A 22,116-nucleotide genomic window follows, 5' to 3' on the forward strand; every position below is an offset into this window, starting at 1 on the left:
CTATGACGGGGCTTTTTTAAATACTTACTAGGTAGCTACACGAGCCTGAATGGGCCGGGCAGCCCTACACTATTGCTTGGCAATAACGTTGAAGCTCAGCGTGAAGTCGTTGTCAATGGCTTTGTCGCCAATGCTTTCGAAGAACGACTTCGAGCCGTATTTGATGTCAAACTGGGTACGGTCGATGGTAGCGGTGCCCGAAGCGGCAGCCACCCCGTTTTTCACGCCAATTTTAGCGGGGAAGCTAATTGGCTTGGTGATGCCCTTGATGGTCAGGTTGCCGGTTACGGTAGCGTTGTTGGCATCCGCAGCAGCGCCTTTGATAGGGGTAACCTTGGTGATTTTGAAGGTCGAGGTCGGGTTCTTCTCAATACCGAAGAAATCGTCGGCGCGCAGGTGGCCTACCAGTTTGCCGTTGGTGTCGGCATCGGTGATGTCGGTTACCTTCAGCGAGTTCATGTCAACGACGAAGGTACCGCCAACGATTTGGTTGCCTTTCACTTCCACCTCACCGCTTTTGAACTGCATGGTGCCGTTGTGCTGACCGGTAACTTTCTTACCAACCCAACCCAGGGTGCTCAGCTGGGGCTGTACTTTGTAAACTGTTCCGGCCTTGGCGCTGGTCGCAGCCTTCGGAGCCGTAGGATCTTTGGCTACGGCCGGTGCAGCCATGATCGAAGCAATAAACAGGGCGGAAAGAGCAATCTTTTTCATGACAATTGGAAAGTGAAGGAAAAACAAGAGGGATGACTGAAAAACGTCAGTCGCGGATTTTATCGAGAATGGTATTAAGCTGCTGAGCTTCTTCCAGGGTGAGCGTTTTCAGGCCGTGGTGCAGATCCACACTGGCATCCATGCGCTGCAGCAACTCCAGGCCGCTGTCGGTGATGCGAATGTCCACGGCCCGCCGGTTGCTGGGGCACACTGTGCGCGTCACGAAGCTCTTGGCTTCGAGCTTGTCGACGATGCGGGAGGCGTTGCTGGTTTTATCGAGCATGCGCTCAATGAGCAGGTTCACGGTAGCCGGCTTGGGATGCTGGCCCCGCAGAATGCGTAGAATATTGAACTGGGGCAGCGTAATATCGAATTCACGGAAAGCGGCGGCCTGCTGCTGCTGCAGCCAACCAGCCGTGTAGACCAGATTGATCAGGCCTTTCTGGTACTCATCCTTGAACACGGGCTGCTTAATTTCATCTTCAATTCTCATAGTCTGCATTCAGCGGGGCTGGATTACGTTGCAAATATATGTACATACATTTAATGTTGCAACACAGTTCCCAAAAATCTTTTTTAAGCACAGCTTGGTTAGCGTAAAAAACAGAATTGCTTTAACCCCGTAAGCGCAGAAGTCTTGAGCTCTAACCAAACTCCGCGCCATGAATCGCCACCTGTTCTCCCTCGCCCTGTTCCTGACCGTCGCTGCGCCCCTAAGCACCCTGGCCCAAGCTAAGCCGGCTCGCCCGATCGGGGCTATTGAAGCCGGCAGCAACGACCAGTTTCTGATGCGGGAAGGCGAAGTAGTACTACGCCAGGGCTCAACTACCACTCCGCTGACGAAGAATGTGGTGCTGGCCAATGGCACGAAAGTTAACTACAAGAGTGGTATTGTGGAGCTTCCCGGCGGCAAGAAAACGACGCTCAAGGAAGGCGACTACGTGACGATGAAAGGCGACATCGTCTTTGCCACTCCCGGTAGCGCCGCCGCGGCCCGGGGCACCACGGCTCCGGCCGGAGCGCAGTTCGAGCCCTACGTCGACCGGAACTCGGCCCCAACTACGGCCGACATGGAAACCCGCCTGAGCAGCCTCAACAGCCGCATCACGCTGATGGCCCAAAAGATCCAGCTCCTGAACGACAAGATTAGCCTGCTGAGTAGCAGTACCCAGCGCCCGGCCGATACCAGTCAGCTCGACCAACAGATCAAGGCCCTGGATGAGCAGCTACGGCAGGTGAAGTAAGCCCTACTGCCAGGTACTACTCGCTCACACCACGGGCCGCAGCGTCGCCCAGCACACGGGCAAGGCCATCAGCTGGCCCTGCTCTTCCCGCACCAGGCCGAAAGGCTCGTCGCGCACCACCAGAAACCCGTCCAGGTCGCACACGTCGGCCAAGCTGCTCAACTGTAGTGCCGACCAGATACCCAGGCTGGTTTCGACCATGCAGCCCAGCATTGTTTGCAGACCACGCGCCCGGGTTTGCTGCAGCAGGCGAATGCCGTTAAGATAGCCGCCGGCTTTCATCAGCTTCATGTTCACGCCGTGAAACTGCTGGGCAATAGCGGCGAAATCGGCCGTATCCGTTACCGACTCATCCGCAAAAACCGGCCAGGGCGTGCGGCTGCGCAGGTAGCGGTAGTCGTCGGGACAGTTGGCGGGCAGGGGCTGCTCGAGCAGGCGTACCCGCAGGTCGGGCAGGCTCTGCACCTGCTTCACAAACCGTAGCACGTCGTCGGCATTGGTCCAGGCCTCGTTGCCGTCGATGATAAGCTCGCGGCCCGGCAGCGCCCGTAGCAGGGCCTGTAGTAACTCGAAGCCGCTGTCCTGGTTTACCTTCACTTTTAGCAGCGCAAAGCGGCTCATCTGCTGCTCGGCCACAAACTTGGCGACAGTGCCGGGCTCCATAATGGGCAGGGTAAAGGCCGTAGCAACCCGCTCCCGGGGGGGGGTTATGCCCAGCCAGGCTGCCACTGTTTGCCCGGCGCGGGCAGCCTCCCGGTGCACAAAGGCCGACTCAATGGCGAAGCGCAGGGCATGAGCCGGGGTGTAGGTTGCCAGAAACTCCTCCAGCTCGGGCAGCCGCGTAACCTGCCCCAGGCCCGCCTCGACCAGGGCCGTAAACTCGGCCGCCAGCCCTTCCGGGGTTTCGCCGTAGCGCACGTTGGGCGCCGCCTCGCCCCAGCCGACTAGGCCCCCGGCCGGCCTATCACCAACCCGCAGCAGCAGGTTGGTTTTCGTGGTGGAGGCATTGCGGGAAATTTTCCAGGTATAGCGCAGCGGCAGCTCGTGAGCAGCCAACGTCCAGATCAACGACACGGTAGAGTAGCTTAAGCAGGGTACACTACAGAGGTACGGAAAAACAAGATTGAAAAGGAGCGATTCGCCACGAAAGTCAAAAACCTATCTTTGCTACGTTTCCCGCCTCCTTTCCTTTTCGATTTTCCCCCTGCATGAAGTTTTCCCGCCTCGTTTCCCTGGTCCTGCTGCTGGTTGTGGTGGCCCTGGTCCTGACCATTTTGCACGCCTACAACCTCGGCGGCCTCCCCGACGCGGTGCCCATGACCGCCCGCTGGGTGGCTCTGGTAGCCATGGTAGCCTACGCGGCCCAGCGCCGTTCCCTCACGTTCTGGATTGTGGTGAGCATGTTCGTCGGGGCTGAGGCCGGCGCCGACTTCCCGACGGCCGCCCAGAATCTGAAGGTGCTTTCCGACGTGTTTCTGCGGCTGGTGAAGACCATTATTGCCCCGCTGGTATTTGCAACCCTGGTTGTGGGCATTGCCGGCCACGCCGACCTGAAGAAAGTAGGCCGCATGGGCGTTAAGGCCCTGGTGTACTTCGAAATCGTCACCACTTTTGCCCTGTTTATTGGTCTGGCGGCCATCAACCTGACCAAGGCCGGCCGCCTCGACCCGGCCGTGCTGGCGGCGGCCCAGGCCAGCAACAACGTTAACGAAACCATTGCGGCGGCCCCCAAGCAGAGCGCGGCCGACATTATCACCCACATTTTCCCCGAGAACATTGCCAAGTCGATAGCCGAGGGTCAGGTGCTGCAGGTAGTAGTGTTTGCCATCATCTTCGCCATTGGTCTGGCCATGGTATCGGAAAAGCACCGCCGCCCGATGGTGGAATGGTCGGAAAGCTTGTCGGAGGTGATGTTCAAGTTTACCAACGTGGTAATGTTCTTCGCTCCGCTGGGCGTGGGTGGCGCCATAGCCTACACGGTGGGCAAAATGGGCTTCGGTCCGCTGGTCAACGCCGTGCAGCTGCTGCTGACGCTGTACGCGGCCCTGATTGCCTTTATTATCCTGGTGCTGGTGCCCGTGGCCCTGATTGCCCGCATCCCGCTGAAGCGTTTCGTGCAGGCTATTGCCGAGCCGGTCAGCATTGCCTTCGCCACCACGTCGTCGGAAGCGGCCCTGCCCCGGGCCATGGAAGCCATGGAAAGCATCGGGGTGCCGCGCCGGGTGGTCGCCTTCGTGATGCCGACGGGCTATTCTTTCAACCTCGACGGCACCACGCTGTACCTGTCGCTGGCCGCGGTGTTCGTGGCCCAGGCCGCGGGCGTCGAGCTAACCTTCGGGCAGCAGCTGGTGATGGTCTTTACCCTGATGCTGACCAGCAAAGGCGTAGCCGGGGTGCCGCGGGCTTCCCTGGTGATTCTGCTGGCCACGGTGGCCTCGTTCAACCTGCCGACTTGGCCGGTCTTTATTATCCTGGGCATTGATGCGCTGATGGACATGGCTCGCACCGCCGTAAACGTTATCGGCAACTGCCTGGCCTCGGCCGTTATTGCCCGCTGGGAAGGCGAGTTTGTGGACAACTACCACGGCGAGCCCATCGACGACCTGGCCGAAGCTGACAGCAGCTTGGCCCAGCAGGCGCACTAACGCGGGCCTACCGGCGTAGTTGGGCACCACTGGCAGGGCTACAGGTCCTGCCAGTGGCGTTGTAGGACCTACAAAACAGAAAGTAGCAACTATTCAATACGGGTAGCAAAAAACTGAACGTCTTGGCGTAATTCGCGTTCAAAGCAGCACCCTACGTTGCTGGTCAATTCTTAATTAAATCTGCATGAGGCGTTTAGCTCAAATTTTCCTGCTTTGCTTGCTGGTAGTGTCGGCCGGCTGCCGCTCCCTGGACAAAGCCTTGTTTACGGTGCCCGATGCCACCCTAAACCCGCGCCTGCCGGTGCTGGAAGTGGCCGTGGATGCCAAGCCCCTGCACGCCTCCAACGGCGCCACGCCCGACGATGCCCAGAAACTTTTCCAGGTCGAGCTGCAGCGCAACCTGATGGATGCCAAGGACACGACCACCTACGGCACGGTGCGGCTCCACATTACCAAGGCCACGGCCAAGCGCACGGCCCGCGGCCTGCACATTTTTCAGCTGGCTACCCTGCTCACGCCGGCCATGCTCGGCATTCCGATTGAGTACTTCCGGGCCAATGCCCAGGCCGAGCTGCAGATTGTGGACGTGAAAGGCAACGTAATAGCCTCCTACAAGGGCAAAGGCGACTCCAAGATTCGGGTGGCCTTCTACCACGGCTACTCCCAGAAGGGTGCCCCGCGCCTGGCCGACATGGAGGCCGTGCGCCAGGCCCTGAACGTAATCCGGCCCCAGCTGGCGGCCGACGCCGGGGCCCTGCGCGAGCAGCTGATTCTGGCTAAAACGGCTGGTATTGTAACTATCAGCGACGTGCCGGGCTCCATCCTCAACGCACCCGAGCCGCCCGCTGCCGACTCGACCAAGACTAAATAAGCAACCTGGGCCCTGCCTAGTATTCTGATTAGCGACCTTACGTGAAGGCGGCCTGCAAGGGCCGCCTTTTCTTTTGCCCAGCCCCGCCACTAAGTCAGCTGAAAGCGGATGCTACTTTGGTGGCGGGGCTGCAACCTTCCGGCGTAAATTGGTTCCTTTGGCGCGTCGCGCGCACCCGCAAGGGGTTGCGCAGGTTCACTTACTTTCTCTCGTATGAAACACCTTGTCCAGACCTGGATGCTAGCCGCTGGCTTGCTGGCTGCCCCCTTGGCTCAGGCGCAAAAAAAGGCAACAACGGCTCCGGCCGCGGCCCCCGCACAAGCCTTCCCCTACCCCATTCAGCAGAAGCAGCTCGCCAACGGCCTGAACGTGGTGACCGTGCCCTTCGACTCCCCCGGGCTGGCCTCCTTCTTTCTGGTGGTACGGGCCGGCTCCCGCGACGAAGTGGAGCCCGGCCACACCGGTTTTGCCCACTTCTTCGAGCACGTGATGTTCCGCGGCACCGACAAGTACTCCAAGGACCAGTACAATGAAGTGCTCAAGAGCCTGGGCGCTTCGGCCAACGCCAACACCTCCCTGGACCGCACCGTGTACCACATGACCGGCAACGCCACCATGCTGGAAAAGATGTTTGAGGTGGAAGCCGACCGGTTTCAGCACCTCAAATACCCCGAGCATGACTTCAAAGCCGAAGCCGGGGCCGTGAAGGGCGAGTACACCAAGAACTCGGCCTCGCTCTATACCCAGCTCAACGAGAAAGTAGCCGACGCCGCCTTCGATAAGCACACCTACGAGCACACCACCATGGGCTTTTTCAAGGACGTGGTGGATATGCCCAACCAGTACCAGTATTCCCTGCAGTTCTTCGACCGGTTTTACCGCCCCGAGTACACCACCCTGCTGGTGGTAGGCGACGTGAAAGCTGAGCAGGTCAATCAGCTGGCCGACAAATACTTCAGCATGTGGAAGCGCGGCTCCTACCAGCCCACCATTACTCCGGAGCCCGAGCAGACGGCCCCGCGCTACGTGCACATTCAGAACCCCAACTTCCCGCCCCTGGTGAGCTTGAGCTACCGCGCCCCAGCCTTCACGGATAAGAGCAAGGACCTGCCCGCCCTGGATATTCTCTCTACCCTGCTGTTTTCCGACAACTCCCCGCTTTATCAGAAGCTGGTGGTGAAGGAGCAGAAAGTGCGCTTTGTGGGCGGCGCCCCCAGCTACACCCGCGACCCGTACCTGCTTTCGATTCGGGCCTCGGTGGTGAAGCCTGCCGACATGGCCTACGTGAAAGACGAGATTACCAAGGCCCTGGACGAGCTCAAAACCAAGCCCGTAGACGCCAAGCGCCTGGCCGATACCAAGTCGGCCCTGAAATACAACTTCCTGATGGGCCTCGACTCGCCCGACCAGATTGCCCAGGAACTCTCGCAGTTTATCTGGCTGACCGGCGATGCGCAGTCGCTGAACCGCTTCTACGCCCTCTACGACCAGGTAACGCCGGCCGATATTCAGGCGGCAGCCCAGAAGTACTTCGTGCCCGAGCACCTCACCGTGGGCACCATTGGGCCCAACACCACGGGCGGCGTGCAGTAGCCTTTTTTAGTTGTCAGTTGCTCGTTATTAGCTGCCAGAACCCTGATAAAACGCTGATTTGCAAGCAACAACCGAGAAACTAACAACTGACAACAAATAACTAACAACAAATTTATTCCATGAAACATACTTTTTCCCGCCTGCTGCTGGCTGCTGCCCTACTCGGGCCGGCCGGCGCCCTAACCGCGCAAGCCGCCGACGTGGTGGAGCTGCGCCAGCCCAACGCCTCAAAAGTGGTGGTGAAGCTGCAGTTTCGCAACGGCTCCTCCTCCGACCCCGCCGGTAAGGAAGGCCTGACCTACCTGACCAGCCAGCTCGTAACCGAAGGCGGCACCAAGGCCATGACTTCGGCCCAACTCAAGGACTTCCTCTACCCGATGGCCACGCGCTACTACGCCACCACCGACAAGGAAGTCACGACCTTCACCTTCGAGTTTCACAAGGACTTTACCGACAAGTTTTACCCCGTGTTGCAGGGCCTGCTGCTGACTCCCAGCTTCACCCAGGAGGATTTTGACCGGCTCAAGTCCAACCAGCTCAACTACGTGGAGCAGGTGATTCGGGCCTCCTCGGATGAAGACTACAGCAAGTTTGCCCTCGAAGACCAGCTCTTCCGCGGTACTCGCTTTCAGCACATGACCCGCGGCACCGCTGCCGGGGTGAAAAGCCTGACCCTGGACGACGTGAAGAAGCACTACGCGGCGGCCTACGGCAAAGACAACCTCACCATCGGCATTGCCGGCAACTACTCCGAGGCCTTTGCCAAAAAGCTGAAGGCCGACCTGGAAAAGCTGCCGAAAAGCACGGCCAAGCCGGCCGTGCCCACCGTGGCGGCTCCCAAGGGCATTCAGGTCGAAATCATCAGCAAAACCGACGCCCTGGGCTCGGCCGTGTACGCGGGCTTCCCCATTCAGGTGACCCGGGCTAACGACGACTTTGCGGCCCTGATGGTGGCCAACTCCTACCTGGGCGAGCACCGCAAAAGCTACGGCAAGCTCTACGACAAAATCCGGACGACCCGCTCGATGAACTACGGCGACTACAGCTACATCGAGTGGTATGAGGCCGGGGGCCAGAACATGCTGCCCGTGCCCGGTGTGCCCCGCCACGCCAACTACACCAGCCTGTGGCTGCGCCCGGTGCAGATTGCCGAAGGCCTGCGCAAGCAGTATCCCGCCGAGCTGGGCGGCCTCACCGTGGGCCACGCCCCGTTTGCCCTGCGCCTGGCCGTGCGCGAAATGGACAACCTGGTCAAAAACGGCCTGACCAAGGAGGATTTTGAGCTGACCCGCACTTTCCTGCGCTCCTACGTGAAGCTCTACGGCACGACGCCCGCCAAGCAGCTCGGCTTTTTACTCGACTCGAAGTTCTACGGCCGCAAGGACTACCTCAAGGAGCTGGACGGGCAGCTGGCCAAGCTCACGCTGGACGACGTGAATAAGGCCATTAAAAAGCACTGGCAGACCCAGAACATGTACGTGACCATCGTCACGGATGACAGCGAGGCCCAGCCCCTGGCCGACGTGCTCAAGCAGAACACGCCTTCTCCCATGAGCTACGCCAAGGTGGTTAGTGAAGGCCTGCCCAAGGAAGTAGTGGCCGAGGATGCCCAGGTAGCCACCTACAAACTGAACGTGACGGACGTGAAAGTCATCGACACCAAAGACACCTTTAAGTAAGCATAAACCGACCGCACGATCTAGCAAAGCCGCTTCAGCACACGCTGGAGCGGCTTTTTTCGTTACCCGATTAAACGTTGCTCTTCTTCCTCCATCTATGGCTTTGAAGACTTGCCCCAACGCTTACCCTTAGCTGATTTATGAAAGCATTCCTGCTTAAACCCCTTACTCTACTGCTGGCCGTGCTGCTCACGGGCTCGAGCACCTTCGCCAACGGCCGCCGCGACGACAAACCCGGCCGCCAGGAAGTCAAAGCCTACTACCGGGCCAACGTGCTGCCCGTGGTGCGGCAGCAGCGCCAGAAGTTCGACGCCCAGCTCTCGGCCGACGACCAAGCCCAGCTGGCCACCTACCGCACGCAGCTGAACCAACTGCGCCAGCGCGGCAAAGTCCTGCGCGAAACGCTGAAGCCGGCCGCCGGCGCCACCAGCCGCCCCGAGCCCACGGAAACCCAGAAGCAGCAACTGCAACAGCTGCACTCCGAAAGCCGCGAAATCATGGTAAAAGTGGGCCTGCTGGCCAAAAAGTACGAAGCCCAGCTACGCCAGCTCAACCAGGAAATGCAGCCCCAGAAAGAGAAGTGGACGGCCGATCTTAAGGCCATTGCGGCCAAGTATGCCACGCCCGAGCAAGCCGAAAAACGCCACGCGGGCGGCCACCACCGCGGCGCCGGGGAGTTAGGTCACTTCTTCCGGCCGGCCAGGTTCCTGCTGCTGGACCCGAATGCCCCGGAACCCAAAGCAGCTGCCACAAGCCAAGGTGACCTAAGTGTGTTCCCCAACCCGGCCGGGGCCTCCAACCAACTGGAGTACTCGGTGAAGAAAGCCGGCCCGGTTACCATCGAAATTCTGGATGGCCGTGGCAACACGCTGCGCCCGGTGCTGCAGAACGAGCCCCAGGACAAGGGCCCCCACACGCTGACGACCAACCTAGCAGATTTGCCCAGCGGAACTTACTACTACAAAATCACGACCCGCTCGGGCACCGAAACGAAACGCTTTGTAAAGCAATAAGGTCCTGAGTTATTCGTATAAAAAGCCAGCTCCGGCGCCGGGGCTGGCTTTTTATTTTTTGCCTGACTCAGGCTCGTTTTGCCGCTGGTAGCACGCGGCTGGCTCGGGGGCGTTACCTTTACCATTCTATGCTACGTAATCTGTTCACCTGGTTTCTTCTGCTCGGCGCGGCCCTCACCGTGGCCGCCTGCTGCGTTAATAACGAGTGCGACTGCCGCGACAACACCGACGACGCTGTATACCTCAAGTTCAGCCTCGCGGACTCTGCCAACGCCGGGCCGGGCTTCGTGTATGAAGAACTTCGCCGGATCTACATTCGTCGGCAGCCAGTACGCAGTACCAATGAAATCGGGACGCTACCGGGCCCCGACTCCGTTCTTCTCACCCGCACGCGGGCCCAACTTCGAGACTCGCTGCTGCTGAGCCCCAGCAGCCCGTTTACCAGCAGCGGCCGGCGCTTCGATGCCTATCAGTACACCATTCGGATAGCAAATCCCAAAAAGGCCCAAGCCCAGACCAATCGGTTTGTGTTGGCTAATATCTCGGTGCAGGGCGCTTTCGACGAAGCCAGTGCCTGCTGCACCTGCTACCGTAATACCGTTAAAACCTTCGACCTTATAAAACCTATTGCCAGCCCCACGGGCGGCCCGCGGCTCGAAACAACGAGGTACGATTTTTCGGGCCAGCCCGTGCGGACGGTGGTGCTAAAACGCTAAAATTTCCGGCCGAGCTTGCGTTGGGCTAGCTAACGGGAGGACCACTACCGTATAATAGTTTTCAGGGCTTACCTTATGATGAATCAATAAGTGAATCCTGGCTGTTATACCGGCACTTATGTTACGAGAACCTACCGTCCGCCCCGTTGCGGCCTCCCAAGCGTTTCCCTTCAAAACAACGCTCAGCTTAGAGCCGATTATTTCCTACTGGAAGGGCCGTGAAACCGACCCCAACCTGGGAGTGGCCTTGTTGGCCCGTTCCATTGGCGAGCAGATAGCCGAGGCGCCCTGGTGCCGGGGCCCGATTACCGACCTCACGGTGCTCGACTGCAGCTGCGACCTGGTAGAAACGCTGATGATGGCCGTGTTTCCGCCGGCTTCCTTCGATACCGATATCAGCGGAGCCGTGGCCCCTTTTCAGCGGCTGAGCTTCTACCATTCGCCCCGGTTTCAGGAAGTGCTGCTCAACAGCAACAAAACCATCAAGCAGCCGCTCAACTTCGACGCCCGCACCATGGATATCTACATGGCGCGCATGGTGTACCAGCTCATTCTGGACAAGATTTACGGCGTGCACCTGCCCCTGCAGGATACGATTACCTTCACCGTACCCGACTATAACATCGGCTCGTATCGGCATTATGGGGTGGCCTATACGTCCAATTTTGTGGATGTGAAGGTAGTGGGTGAAAAACCCAGCCTGACCCCCGAGCAGATTGAGCACCTGAGCCACAACCTGCACCGCGCCGACCTGTGGCACGAGCTGCTGCCGCCCGAACGATTTGAACTCGAAGGCTTTAACATCCTGCAGCTGGTCGACGTGACCGAGCAGGAAATTCTCTCGGAGCTGAAGTACGACCTGCTGGAGCGCGACGTACTGCAGGCCTCCGACCGGCTCGAGCAGATTCAGGAGAAGCTGCGGGTACTCTTCGGCCGGCCGTTTCTGCAGCTCGGCATTGCCGCCTACGACGAAAAAAAGCAGGCCTTTGTGGATTTCGGCCGCAAAATCAACCACAGCTTTCTAACCAAGCAACTCAACAACCAGGATGCCGGCTCAGGCTTCCGCCGCATCTACAATCAGCTGCTGCAGGACCGGCAGCCCCTGGTGCTGCAAAACGTGGAGCAGGCCGATATTCCCGAAGACCTGCGCCAGCAAATCCTGGGCATCGGCATCAAAAGCACGATTCTGGCCCTACTGCCCTACGGCGACGACACTGTGGGCTTGCTGGAGCTGGGTTCGCCCAACATCGGCGACCTGGACGAATTCTCCATCGAGAAAGTGCTGCAGTTTGTGCCCCTGTTTGCCGTGGCCGTGAAGCGCAATTCCGAGGAAATCCAGACCCGGGTGCAGGCCATTATCAAGGAGAAGTTCACCGCCATTCACCCCACCATGGAGTGGCGCTTCACCGACGCGGCCCTGAACCTGCTCAACAAGCTTGAGGACGGCAACAAGGGCGCCGAAATGGAGGATATTGTCTTCCACGAAGTGTACCCCCTGCACGGCGCCAGCGACATTCGGGGCAGCAGCACCGCCCGCAACGAAGCCATTCAGGGCGACTTGATTGAGCACCTGACCCTGGCCAACAAAGTGCTCAAAAAGGCCTCCGACTTCCAGCAGCTGCCCATCCTCGACGAGCTCAAGTTTTACGTCAATAAGAACCTGCGCCGTCTGCGCCAGGGTATTCTTACGGGCGACGAGGTCAGCATCTTCGAGTCACTGAAGACGGAAGTGGAGCCCTTGTTTGAGTATCTGGCCAACAATACGCCCGAGCTGCGGCCGGTTATTGCCCATTACTGGAACAACATGGACCCCGAGCTGGGCATTCTCTACAAGCGCCGCAAAGCCTTTGAACAGAGCGTGACCCTGCTCAACGACACCGTCAGCGACTACCTCGACGAGGAGGAGGCCAAGGCGCAGCAGATGTTTCCGCACTACTTTCAGCGGTTCAAAACCGATGGCGTGGAGCACAACATCTACGTGGGCGCGTCCTTGGTCGAGAACAAGCCGTTTGACTTGGTATTCCTGAAGAACCTGCGCCTGTGGCAGTTGCTGGTGACCGTGGAAATTACGCGTCGCACGGCGGCCCTCAAGCCCAAGCTGGCCGTGCCCCTGGAAACCACCCAGCTGATTCTGATTCATGGGCAGTCCCTGAGCATCCGCTTCCGCCAGGACGAACGGCAGTTCGACGTGGACGGCGCCTACAACATCCGCTACGAAATCATTAAAAAGCGGGTAGATAAAGCCACCGTGCTGGGCACTGGCGAGCGGCTGACGCAGCCCGGCTACATTGCCCTGGTGTACGCCCAAGTGCGCGAGGCGACCGAGTACATGGAATACATCGACTACCTGCAGGACCGCGGCCTGCTTGAACCCGAAGTCGAAGACTTGGAATTAGAAGAACTACAGGGTGTAAAAGGCCTGCTGGCGCTGCGCGTAAAGGTAAAGCTGTAATGGGCCGATGTGCGTTGAATGTGCTAAGGCAGAACTTGTGTCCTCGCAAGGCCAGAGGCCGAAGCCATCCGTCCTCTGCGAAGTGACAAACGCTCTTATACCAGAAAGCCCTCAACCGTACCAACGATTGAGGGCTTTTCACTTTAGAAGGCTCCGCCCATTTCAGCGGACGGATGGCTTCGGCCGGCGTCCTCGCAAGGACACGAGTACTTAGTCCCTTACCCACAGTAGCACCTACCCACAGTATTACTACACCTTCGCCTTTTCACGCCACCAGAGCTGTAAGCCCGAGCGCAGGAGTACCAGCCAGCCCAGCCCGGCGGCAAAGCCAGCCAGTACATCGGTCGTGTAGTGCACGTGCAGGTAGATACGGGTCAGGCCGATGAGCACCGCCCACAGAAGCAGAGCAGCGGCCAGTAGCGGGTGGCGCCCGTGACGCCAGAGCAGCCAGGCCAGGCAGCCGTAGAGGGCCATGCCAATCATGGCGTGGCCGCTGGGAAAACTCAGGCCCAACTGCGGCACCAAGGCGGTGGTGGGACGCAGGCGGTGAAAATGGGTTTTGAAAAGCTGGTTTAGGATGGCCGCACCCGTGACGGCCCAGAATACCTCCAAAGCCTCTCGCTTCTTCTTAAGCCACACCAATACCCCGGGTAGCAGCAAACCCGCCCCGACCAGAAACGGTGCCGAGGCAAAAAAGGTAATGCCTAGCACCCAGGGCGTCAGGCCGGGGTGCGCGGCTCGTAGCGCATCCAGCTGCGCAAATCCCCACTGGTCGAGGTCCTGGGAATGCTGGCTGAACACGACCCGCGTAAGGTAGAAAAAGACCGCCAGGGAACTCAGAAAAACGAGCAGCAGTGCGCCCACTTCCACCGCCAGAAAGGCCAGCAAAGTGAGCAAACGCGTTAAAAGACTTTTCATAGAGCCAGGAAAAAGCCAAATACAGCGACTACTATGCTTGGCGCTATGCAAGGTAAGACCCACTTTCCGACTACCCTACGTGTTTCGCTTGCGCACAGCCTTTGCACCTGAGCATACACCTCAGCGGCGACTACAATCTGAACCTGACACCCCAAGCAAGCTCCTACCTCTGCAAATTAGGCATAGCCTGTTGCCCAACGACCGTGCTGCTACCGGGCAGACCTACCTAGCTCAATATATCGGGTGCTGGCTCTTAGCAACAGTCCGGGATTAGGTGCCGCCCCCAGAAAGCGCTTCCAGCGGGGCTTCGGCGGCGGGAGCCCAGCAGCATGACCGCGGAGTGTAGCACCCCTGCTTTTCCTTCCATCCGCCAGGCTCAGCAGCCGTAAGAGGTAGGGGCTGCAAGGGAAAGTAGGAACAACAAAAAAGCCGGCCCTTTCGGACCGGCTTTTCGTGGTGCGCTCGGAGAGACTCGAACTCTCACACCTTGCGGAACTGCCGCCTGAAGACAGCGCGTCTACCAATTTCGCCACAAGCGCAACTAAGCGTTGATTGACTGTTTTCCCTGTTGGAGTGTCTTTCAACGATGCAAAGATACGCGGCTGCGAAGTAGTTAATCAAGCTTTCCGCTAAAATTTTTCAGAAAAAACTTCGCCAGAACGCTATTCAGGCTGTTTTTCAGCCAATTGCGGCGCGTATTTATATCGTTTTTTCACCGATTTTTCGATTTGTTTGAGCAGCGGAATTGCAATCAGCAGCCACACCAGCCCGGCCGTGAAGCCGGCCAGCACATCGGAGGCATAGTGCACGCGCAGGTACACCCGCGTCAGCCCGATGAGCAGAATCAGACCCACTAGCCCGGCCACCAGCGCCAGCCGCAGGGCTTTATGCTGGCGCACATGGGTTAGGACCAGGTAGATCAGCAGGCCGTAGAAAGAGGCGCTAATCATGGCGTGCCCACTGGGAAAGCTCAAGCCCGAGGCCGAGACCAGCGGCAGTAGGGGCCGGGGTCGTTGGTAAGTGTTTTTCAACACTAGGTTCAATGTGATGCTGCCCAAAGCCACCACAGGCACCAGCAGCGTGTACCACCGGTGGCGCCGGACAAAGAGAAAGTAGCCGATCAGCAGCAGGGCCACGGTTGAAATAAAGTTGCGCGAGGCCAGAAACGTCACTTTTTCGACCCAACCACTTTCATTGGCTCCCAGCAGGTGGCGGGCCCAGTGAAACGCCCGGGCATCGAACACGGCCGCGTCCTGGTCGAGCACTTCCCGGCCCAGGGCCAGAAACCCCACCACGCCCAGCACACCGATAACCAGCGTCAGGGTTAATTCCGCCGTAAAGAGCATGAAGCCGGCCAGGATACGGCGCAAGTAATTCGTCATTGCTAAGCAGCAGCTGGTACATTTTGCTGCATACGGCTACCGGACCGTTCTGGTCTCGGCTTCACCACCAGTGCAGGCTTGCCGAGTTGCTTTTCTCCCGGCTTTTTGCTACACTTTAGGTATGTCCAGTGCCGACGCCGGCTTCGACCGGGTAGCTGCCTTTTACGACCCCCTCGCACGGCTGGTGTTTGGCAATGCCCTGCGCCTGGCGCAACAAGCCGCTCTGGCCAGCCTCCCCCCGGGCTCCCCGCGGGTGCTCATCATCGGGGGCGGTACGGGCTGGGTATTGGGCGAAGTGCTGCTGCGCCGGCCCGAAGCCCGGGTGCTTTACCTCGAAGCCTCGGCCGTGATGCTGGCTAAGTCGCGCGAAACGCTGCAACAACGGGCTGCTTCGCACAGTGGGCAGGTTGAATTCCGGCTGGGGACCGAACAAGCCCTGCGGCCCACCGAATCGTTTGACGCCGTCGTTACTTTCTTTTTCCTGGATCTGTTTGAGCCGAGGCGGCTGCAGGTTATTGTCGAACGACTCAACCACGCCCGACGGCCCGGCGCGCCTTGGCTCCTGGCTGATTTTCGGCCCGTCCGCTCCCTCTGGCAACGCACCCTGCTGCTAGTGATGTACCGCTTTTTCCGGCTCACGACTGGCATCAGTGGGCGCACCATGCCCGATTTGCACCGGGCCCTGGCCGCCGCGGGCTTGACGCAGCACCGGCAGGAACTGTTTTTCCGCGGCATGGTCGAGGCGGCGGTCTTTGCTTAAATAGGCCGGCCAACGCAGAAAACCCCGGCCCCGGCAGTGAAGTAGTGGAGCAGCCTCCTATTTTTAGGCATTCATCCTTGTTCCTCCTCTTCCTTACTATGCGGAAACCCGCCGCCTCCCTCCTGCTGGCTCTGGCGCTGCCCCTGGGCGCCCTGGCCCAGGCCCCTGTTCAATACCGCGTTGCTTTTCCCAACGCGGTACACCACGAAGCCCAGGTCACCGTTGTGTTTTCGGAGTTGCCCAGCGGCCCGCTACAGGTGCGCATGGCCCGCAGCTCGCCCGGCCGCTACGCCTTGCACGAGTTTGCCAAGAATGTGTACGACGTGAAAGCCACCGACTCGAAAGGCACAGTTTTAAGCCTGAGCCGGCCCGACCCCTACGGCTGGGACGTAGCCGGTCACGACGGCACGGTGCGCTTTACCTACACCCTGTTTGGCGACCGGACCGACGGCACCTACGCCGGTATCGACCAGGTGCATGCTCACCTCAATATTCCGGCGACGCTGGCCTATGCCCGCGGGCAGGAGCAACGGCCGGCCGAGGTGAAGTTTGACCTGCCCGCCGGCTGGCAGGTGGCTACCCAGCTGCGCCCCGACGCCGGCAAAGGCACTTACTACGCCCCGCACCTACAGTATCTGATGGACAGCCCCACTTCCCTGGGCGCCCAGAAGGTGCGCTCCTGGCAGGAACAAGGCCGCACCATCGAAATGGCCGTGCTGCACGAGGGCACCGACGCCGAGCTGGATGCCTTCACCGACCACACCAAGAAGATCGTGAAAGAGGCTGCCGCCATTTTTGGGGAGCTGCCGGCCTACGATTTCGGGCGCTACACCTTCGTGGCCAACTACCTGCCCCAGACCAGCGGCGACGGCATGGAGCACCGCAACTCGACTTCCCTGACCAGCAACCGCCCCTTGCGTGGCCCCGGCGCCATCGACAACCTGGGCACCGTGGCCCACGAGTTTTTTCACGCTTGGAACGTGGAGCGCATTCGCCCCCGCGACCTGGAGCCCTTCGACTTCGACCGGGCCAACATGAGCAACTCCCTCTGGTTTGCCGAGGGCTTCACCCAGTACTACGGCGAGCTGCTGCTGCGCCGGGCGGGCGTCTACACCGACGACCAGTACTGCCAGGAAGCCTTGAGCGGCCTGGTGGGGGCTATGCTGAACTCGCCCGGGGCCGCCCGCTTCTCGCCGGTGCAGATGAGCCAGCAGGCCCCGTTCGTGGACGCTGCCGCGGCCATCGACCCCAACAACCGGGGCAATACTTACCTGTCGTACTACTACATTGGCGGGGCCAACGCCCTGGCCCTGGACATGCTGCTGCGCCAGAACTACAAGACCACCCTGGATGCCTACATGCGGGCCGTGTGGCAGCAGCACGGCAAGGAGCAGCAGAACTATGCTCCGGCCAAGCCCTACACTCTGGCCGATTTGCAGCGCATCCTGGGCGAAGTAAGCCGCGACACGGCCTTTGCCGGGCAGTTTTTCCGCCAGCACATCCTGGGCCACGAGCTGCCCAAGTTTGAGGAGCTGCTGGCCCCGGCGGGCCTGGTGGTGCGCCGCGCCCGGGCCGGGCAGGCCAGCCTGGTAAGCCGCCTAAGCTTTAATACGGCCGACAGCACGGCCGCCATCGGCAGCACGCTGCTGGGCAGCCCCCTCTACCAGGCCGGCCTCGACCGGGAAGACGTGCTGCGCAAGATTGACGGGCAGCGCCTGAGCAGCCCCAAAGCCGTGCAGGACCTGCTGGCCGCCCACAAGCCCGGCGACGTGCTGGCGGTGGAATACCGCACCCGCGGCGGCATCCGCACTACGCAGGTAACCCTGGCCGAAGACCCCACCCTGGAAGTGGTGACCAACGAAACGGCCAAAAAGCCCGTGACCAAGGCCATGAAGAAATTCCGGGCCGACTGGCTGACTGGCAAGGCCAAGTAGAGCTAGCTTATAAAGAGTACAAGAAAAAGGGACGCCAGTAGCTGGCGTCCCTTCTTCTTGTATTGAAAGTTCCCCCGTTTTACCGGCGCCGGCCGAAGAGGCGGAGCAGAAACAAAAACAGATTGATGAAGTCGAGGTAGAGGGACAGGGCGCCCCACACGGCGGCTTTGCGGTCTACGTTTTCGTCGCCGTAGCCCATAAAGGCCATCATCTTGATTTTCTGGGTGTCGTAGGCCGTCAGGGCCACGAAGAGCAGCACGCCGATAAAGGTAGTAACCCAGTAGAGCGTGGCGTTGAACCAGAACAGATTAACCACCGAGGCAATAACCAGGCCCACCAGGCCCATCAGCAGCAGGTTGCCCCAGCGGCTCAGGTCGGAGCCGGTCAGAAAGCCGTAGAGGCTCATCACGCCAAAGGTGGCAGCCGTCACAAAAAACGTGGAAGCAATAGACTCGGCCGTGTACACCAGAAAGATAATGCCCAGCGTAACGCCATTCAGCAAAGCGTAGCCGGCAAAGGCTCCCACGGCTTGGTTAGGCGTCATCTCAAACAGGTTGCGCCCCAGGTAGCCCACTACCAGAAACTCGGTCAGGAGCAGGGCCCAGAATACGAGGCGGTTGCCGAATACCAGTTCCTGCAGTTCGGGCGAGGCGCCCACCATCATGGCTACGCCGCCAGTCAGGGCTAGGGCACCGGCCATCCAGCCGTACACCTGGGTCATAAACCGAACCTGAATCTGGGCCGCTTCTTCGGCCGAAATTGTCAGCTCGGGCTGCTCAGCTTGTTTCTCGGGTACAAACTCTTCCATAAACTTGCAGTAAGGCAGTAAAAAAGTGAACGATAGCTACGGGCTAAAGTACAGGTATCTGAGAATAATGTCTATTCCTGGTTCATCCTTCCGGAGGGTGCGTTGCTACTCCACAGCTTCGGCGTTATTTGCCCTTTATGCTCAAAGACCTCAGGCTCCTGCTGATTTATGCCATCATCCTGCTCGATGTCGTCGTTGGGGCAGCCATCGGGCCGATCATGCCCGAGTTCGTGCGCGGCCTCTCCCAGCCCCAACTGTGGCTGTCGGTCGGCACGGCGCTGTTTCTGGGCATGCAGCTGTTTTCGGCCCCAGTGCTGGGCAAGCTCTCCGACGGCTACGGGCGGCGGCCCATCCTGATTGTGTCGGCCGTGGGTACGTTGCTGGCCAACGGGCTGCTGCTGCCGGTGCGGGCGGGGCTGTACTTTACCAACCGCCTCAGCGACGGACTCACCAACGGCATGTACGCCACCATCCGCTCGGCTATTACGGATATTTCGCCCAAAGAAAACCTGTTTAAAAACCTGGGCCTCGAAGGCGCCATCATTTCCCTGGGCTTCGTGCTGGGCCCCATGGCCGCCGGGGCCTTGCTCACGGTGTTGGCCGTGCCGCCGGGTCAGCAGGCGGCTTACGTCGTGCGGCTGGCCGTGACCCTGGCCGCCTTGAACGTGGGCCTGAGCCTGCTGCTCCGCGAAACCCATACCCAGCGCCCCGGCGTGCGGGGAGCCGAGCTCCGGGCCGAGCTGAGCCGCTCGGTCAATGTGCTGACCATCTGGACCCGCCTCAAGGCTAAGGATACGCCGGCCCGCGGCCTGCGCGCCATTGTGCTCATGCAAGTAGCCCTGACGATGAGTACGGGCTATTACTTTTACTTCGTGCCCTTCGCCAGCCTGGGTCCGCTGCAGATGGACGCCCGGGCGCTGTCGTATTTCTTTATGTTTTTTGGCACTCTGAGCATTGCCATCAACTATATCTTCTACACCTATTTTGCCGACAAGCTCAACCAGCGCAGGGCTATTTTCTGGCTGTCCCTGGTGAGCGTGCCCGTGCTGGCCGCCTACGGGGTAGTGGGCTCTTCCCGCCTCTGGCTCTACCTCATCATCACGCTCGACTGCCTGACCTTGTCGCTTATTCAGGGCTTGCTGGAAGGACTTTTGGCCCAACGCACCACGGAGGAAGACCGGGGCGAAATATTCGGCTTGAACCAAGCCGTGCAGGGCTTGGCCAGCTTTACCACCATTTTAATATGCGGGGGCTTGTCGGTGCTTCAGTTGGAGCTGCCCTTTGCCTGGTTTGCCGCCTGCATAGCCGCCGTGGCCTGGCAGGCGTGGCGCGCCCTGCACCAGCCCGAGCCAGCCGCCTAGCTGGCCGCACGGCTCTATCATCTGCCTTATTTTACCGAGGCAGCGTGCAACTTGGCGGTGGCTTTGGGCCTCTTTTGCGCATTGCTTAGCTGGCCCCAGCCCCCGCTTAGCCCAGGCAGGCAACTTCCAACCTCGGTATGTGGTTACGGTAGCTGAAGCTGGCGCCAGGTGCTTGCCCGAGCCTTATCCACGGCGGGTTTCTTTTTCCTGCGGCGTGGTTTCGTATCTTGTTGAATCAATTAGTGGCTACTTCCCATTTGTCTTTGGCTATGCTTCGTTCTACTCTTGCGCTAACGCTGTTGCTGGGCGTATCGGCCAGCGCGGCCCGGGCCCAAACCACTGCGCTTCCTACCGCGCCCGTGCCCGCCGATACCGCCCCCAAGCTGGGATTGGTTGGCCCGCGTACTTCCTATAGCATGAGTGCGGGCTTTATAACGGCGGGCCGCTTTGGCTCGGCCTCTTACCTGACCCCGCTGGCCTCCTATCAGCTGACCAACCGGTTTTCGGTGTTTGCCGGCCTGACCTATATGCACATCGTGCCCGGCATCGGCGCTACCACGCCCGAGGGGGCCCGCACTTTGGGCGGGGCCGGCCTGAACCGCTACATCGTGCAGGGCGGCGGCGCCTACGCCCTCTCGCCGCGGGTGACGCTGGTGGGCTCGGCCTGGAAAGACTTAACCCCCACCACGTTTGGTAGCGGCGTCAACCCCTATGCGGGCTTCACAAACCTGGGTTCGGGCGTAAACATGCGCGCCGACTTCAAGCTCACCGAGCACATGACGGTTTCGGGCGGGGTGCGGGTTTCCAACGGGGCGGCCCCGGGCTACACGCCGTTTTCCATTGGCCCGTTCGGCTACTAGCGCGGCCACTTCATTCGCCTACTGCGTAAGCCCCGGGAAGTTTCCGGGGCTTTGCTGTTTCTTTGGCTCCGGCATTTCCCTTCTCACTTTCTGCCCACATGGCTGCCCGCATCACCTTTCTTCGCAACGAGGCTCTCCATACCGTCAAGTCCGGCTACCCGGGCAACAAGCTCTTCGGCAGCCGGTTTGCCAACGGCGAAGAGCTCTACACGCCTGAGTTCAGTAATGTATTCCGCTGGAAATTCCTGACTGAAAACCCGCAGAAAGAGGAGAAGAAAGCCGATACCTGGGCGCCGGAAGTAGTGAGCTGCACCGAGTTTCTGCGTGGCACCGAGGACGGGCTGGTGTGGCTGGGCCACGCCACGTTCGTGCTGCGCACTCGTGGAACCACCCTGCTCTTCGACCCGCTGCTCTTCGACTCGGCTTTTCTGAAGCGCCGCCACCCCCTGCCCTGCCGCCCCGAGGAGCTAACGGGCATCGACTTTTTGCTGCTCAGCCACGGCCACCGCGACCATCTGGATGAGGCCTCCATTAAGCTGGTGGCCCGCCAGAATCCGCAGCTGCGGGTGCTATCGTCGTTGCGCATGGCCCCGCTACTCAAGGGCATGGCCCCTAAGCTGGCCGTGCAGGAAGCCGGGTGGTGGCAGCAGTACGACCTTGGCCCCGGGGCACCGCTGGAAGTGTATTACCTGCCCGCCGCCCACTGGCACCGCCGCGGCCTGAATGATTTGAACAAAGTGCTCTGGGGCAGCTTTCTGATTCGCACCCAGGACAAGCTCCTGTACTTTGGCGGCGACAGTGCCTACGCCAATCATTTCGAGGATGTTGAGCGGCAGTTTGGCCCCATCGACATCTGCCTGCTGGGCATCGGGGCCTACAAGCCGGCTTTTATGATGCAGCTCAGCCATACCAACCCCCACGAGGCGGCCAAGGCGGCCAACGTGCTGCGGGCCGGCCATGTGGTGCCCATGCACTACGGCACCTTCGACTTGAGCGACGAGCCAGCCTCCGAGCCCATTCGCACCCTGCAGGATGTGGCCCACGGCGGCATGCTGCGCGGCGACCTGCACGTGCCCAAGGTCGGGGAAGTGCTGCGCTGGCAGGAGTGGGAATAAGGCGGGGGTAGAAACCAAACAAGAGCCCCGTTGCCGGGGCTCTTGCCGTTA

The 22,116-nt window shown here is 60.1% G+C and carries 19 protein-coding genes and 1 tRNA gene; 13 read left to right on the plus strand and 7 right to left on the minus strand.

Annotation, left to right across the window (positions count from 1 at the left end; genetic code table 11):
- Positions 1-69 precede the first annotated feature (69 nt).
- Positions 70-714 carry a YceI family protein gene (locus E5K02_RS09205; RefSeq protein ID WP_135394233.1) on the minus strand — a complete coding sequence of 215 codons (645 nt, stop codon included), beginning with the start codon at positions 712-714 and terminating at the stop codon, positions 70-72.
- Positions 715-760: 46 nt separating this feature from the next.
- Entirely contained in the window at positions 761-1,207 is a 447-nt protein-coding gene (locus E5K02_RS09210; RefSeq protein ID WP_135394235.1) for a MarR family winged helix-turn-helix transcriptional regulator, read from the minus strand.
- A gap of 169 nt (positions 1,208-1,376) precedes the next feature.
- On the opposite strand from E5K02_RS09210, the gene E5K02_RS09215 reads away from it, so the two are divergent.
- A complete protein-coding gene (locus E5K02_RS09215; RefSeq protein ID WP_135394237.1) occupies positions 1,377-1,958 on the plus strand; it encodes a DUF6799 domain-containing protein in 582 nt (193 codons plus the stop codon).
- 24 nt (positions 1,959-1,982) lie between these two features.
- On the opposite strand, the gene E5K02_RS09220 is transcribed toward E5K02_RS09215, so the two are convergent.
- Entirely contained in the window at positions 1,983-3,032 is a 1,050-nt protein-coding gene (locus tag E5K02_RS09220; RefSeq protein WP_135394239.1) for a dipeptide epimerase, read from the minus strand.
- Positions 3,033-3,166: 134 nt separating this feature from the next.
- On the opposite strand from E5K02_RS09220, the gene E5K02_RS09225 reads away from it, so the two are divergent.
- The 7 genes from E5K02_RS09225 (at position 3,167) to E5K02_RS09255 (ending at position 12,927) form a co-directional block, all read left to right on the plus strand.
- Positions 3,167-4,603 (plus strand): dicarboxylate/amino acid:cation symporter, encoded by a 1,437-nt coding sequence (locus E5K02_RS09225; protein WP_135394241.1) that lies wholly within the window; start codon positions 3,167-3,169, stop codon positions 4,601-4,603.
- 184 nt (positions 4,604-4,787) lie between these two features.
- Positions 4,788-5,474, plus strand: a complete 687-nt coding sequence (locus E5K02_RS09230; RefSeq protein ID WP_135394243.1) for a hypothetical protein — start codon at positions 4,788-4,790, stop codon at positions 5,472-5,474.
- A 213-nt stretch (positions 5,475-5,687) separates the two neighbouring features.
- Positions 5,688-7,067 carry a M16 family metallopeptidase gene (locus tag E5K02_RS09235; protein ID WP_135394245.1) on the plus strand — a complete coding sequence of 460 codons (1,380 nt, stop codon included), beginning with the start codon at positions 5,688-5,690 and terminating at the stop codon, positions 7,065-7,067.
- A 119-nt stretch (positions 7,068-7,186) separates the two neighbouring features.
- The gene (locus E5K02_RS09240) at positions 7,187-8,746 is read left to right on the plus strand and encodes a M16 family metallopeptidase (protein ID WP_135394247.1); all 1,560 of its coding nucleotides are present in this window, start codon (positions 7,187-7,189) and stop codon (positions 8,744-8,746) included.
- Between the two features lie 140 nt (positions 8,747-8,886).
- On the plus strand, positions 8,887-9,759 hold the full coding sequence (locus E5K02_RS09245; RefSeq protein WP_135394249.1) for a T9SS type A sorting domain-containing protein: 873 nt from the start codon (positions 8,887-8,889) through the stop codon (positions 9,757-9,759).
- 128 nt (positions 9,760-9,887) lie between these two features.
- On the plus strand, positions 9,888-10,475 hold the full coding sequence (locus tag E5K02_RS09250) for a hypothetical protein (protein WP_135394251.1): 588 nt from the start codon (positions 9,888-9,890) through the stop codon (positions 10,473-10,475).
- Between the two features lie 118 nt (positions 10,476-10,593).
- Positions 10,594-12,927 (plus strand): GAF domain-containing protein, encoded by a 2,334-nt coding sequence (locus E5K02_RS09255; protein WP_135394253.1) that lies wholly within the window; start codon positions 10,594-10,596, stop codon positions 12,925-12,927.
- A gap of 249 nt (positions 12,928-13,176) precedes the next feature.
- On the opposite strand, the gene E5K02_RS09260 is transcribed toward E5K02_RS09255, so the two are convergent.
- From E5K02_RS09260 to E5K02_RS09270, 3 genes are all read right to left on the minus strand, one after another.
- Complete coding sequence (locus tag E5K02_RS09260) at positions 13,177-13,845, minus strand: phosphatase PAP2 family protein (protein WP_135394255.1); 669 nt, start codon at positions 13,843-13,845, stop codon at positions 13,177-13,179.
- A gap of 454 nt (positions 13,846-14,299) precedes the next feature.
- A tRNA-Leu gene (locus E5K02_RS09265) sits at positions 14,300-14,384 on the minus strand.
- Positions 14,385-14,507: 123 nt separating this feature from the next.
- Positions 14,508-15,227 carry a phosphatase PAP2 family protein gene (locus tag E5K02_RS09270; protein WP_135394257.1) on the minus strand — a complete coding sequence of 240 codons (720 nt, stop codon included), beginning with the start codon at positions 15,225-15,227 and terminating at the stop codon, positions 14,508-14,510.
- Positions 15,228-15,348: 121 nt separating this feature from the next.
- Here E5K02_RS09270 and E5K02_RS09275 point away from each other — a divergent pair, with 121 nt between their 5' ends.
- Both E5K02_RS09275 and E5K02_RS09280 read left to right on the plus strand, forming a co-directional pair.
- Entirely contained in the window at positions 15,349-15,987 is a 639-nt protein-coding gene (locus E5K02_RS09275; protein WP_135394259.1) for a class I SAM-dependent methyltransferase, read from the plus strand.
- Positions 15,988-16,085: 98 nt separating this feature from the next.
- Entirely contained in the window at positions 16,086-17,921 is a 1,836-nt protein-coding gene (locus E5K02_RS09280) for a M61 family metallopeptidase (protein WP_135394261.1), read from the plus strand.
- Positions 17,922-18,000: 79 nt separating this feature from the next.
- Here the strand turns inward: E5K02_RS09280 and E5K02_RS09285 are convergent, their stop codons facing one another.
- Positions 18,001-18,729 carry a Bax inhibitor-1/YccA family protein gene (locus E5K02_RS09285; protein WP_135394263.1) on the minus strand — a complete coding sequence of 243 codons (729 nt, stop codon included), beginning with the start codon at positions 18,727-18,729 and terminating at the stop codon, positions 18,001-18,003.
- A 137-nt stretch (positions 18,730-18,866) separates the two neighbouring features.
- On the opposite strand from E5K02_RS09285, the gene E5K02_RS09290 reads away from it, so the two are divergent.
- The 3 genes from E5K02_RS09290 to E5K02_RS09300 all read left to right on the plus strand — a co-directional run bounded on the left by E5K02_RS09290 (position 18,867) and on the right by E5K02_RS09300 (position 22,065).
- Positions 18,867-20,090, plus strand: coding sequence for an MFS transporter (locus tag E5K02_RS09290; protein WP_135394265.1), 1,224 nt, complete (start codon positions 18,867-18,869; stop codon positions 20,088-20,090).
- A 269-nt stretch (positions 20,091-20,359) separates the two neighbouring features.
- The gene (locus E5K02_RS09295; protein WP_135394267.1) at positions 20,360-20,950 is read left to right on the plus strand and encodes a hypothetical protein; all 591 of its coding nucleotides are present in this window, start codon (positions 20,360-20,362) and stop codon (positions 20,948-20,950) included.
- A gap of 98 nt (positions 20,951-21,048) precedes the next feature.
- A complete protein-coding gene (locus tag E5K02_RS09300) occupies positions 21,049-22,065 on the plus strand; it encodes an MBL fold metallo-hydrolase (protein ID WP_135394269.1) in 1,017 nt (338 codons plus the stop codon).
- Positions 22,066-22,116 lie beyond the last annotated feature (51 nt).

This window comes from Hymenobacter metallicola (genome assembly GCF_004745645.1).
GTDB lineage: Bacteria > Bacteroidota > Bacteroidia > Cytophagales > Hymenobacteraceae > Hymenobacter > Hymenobacter metallicola.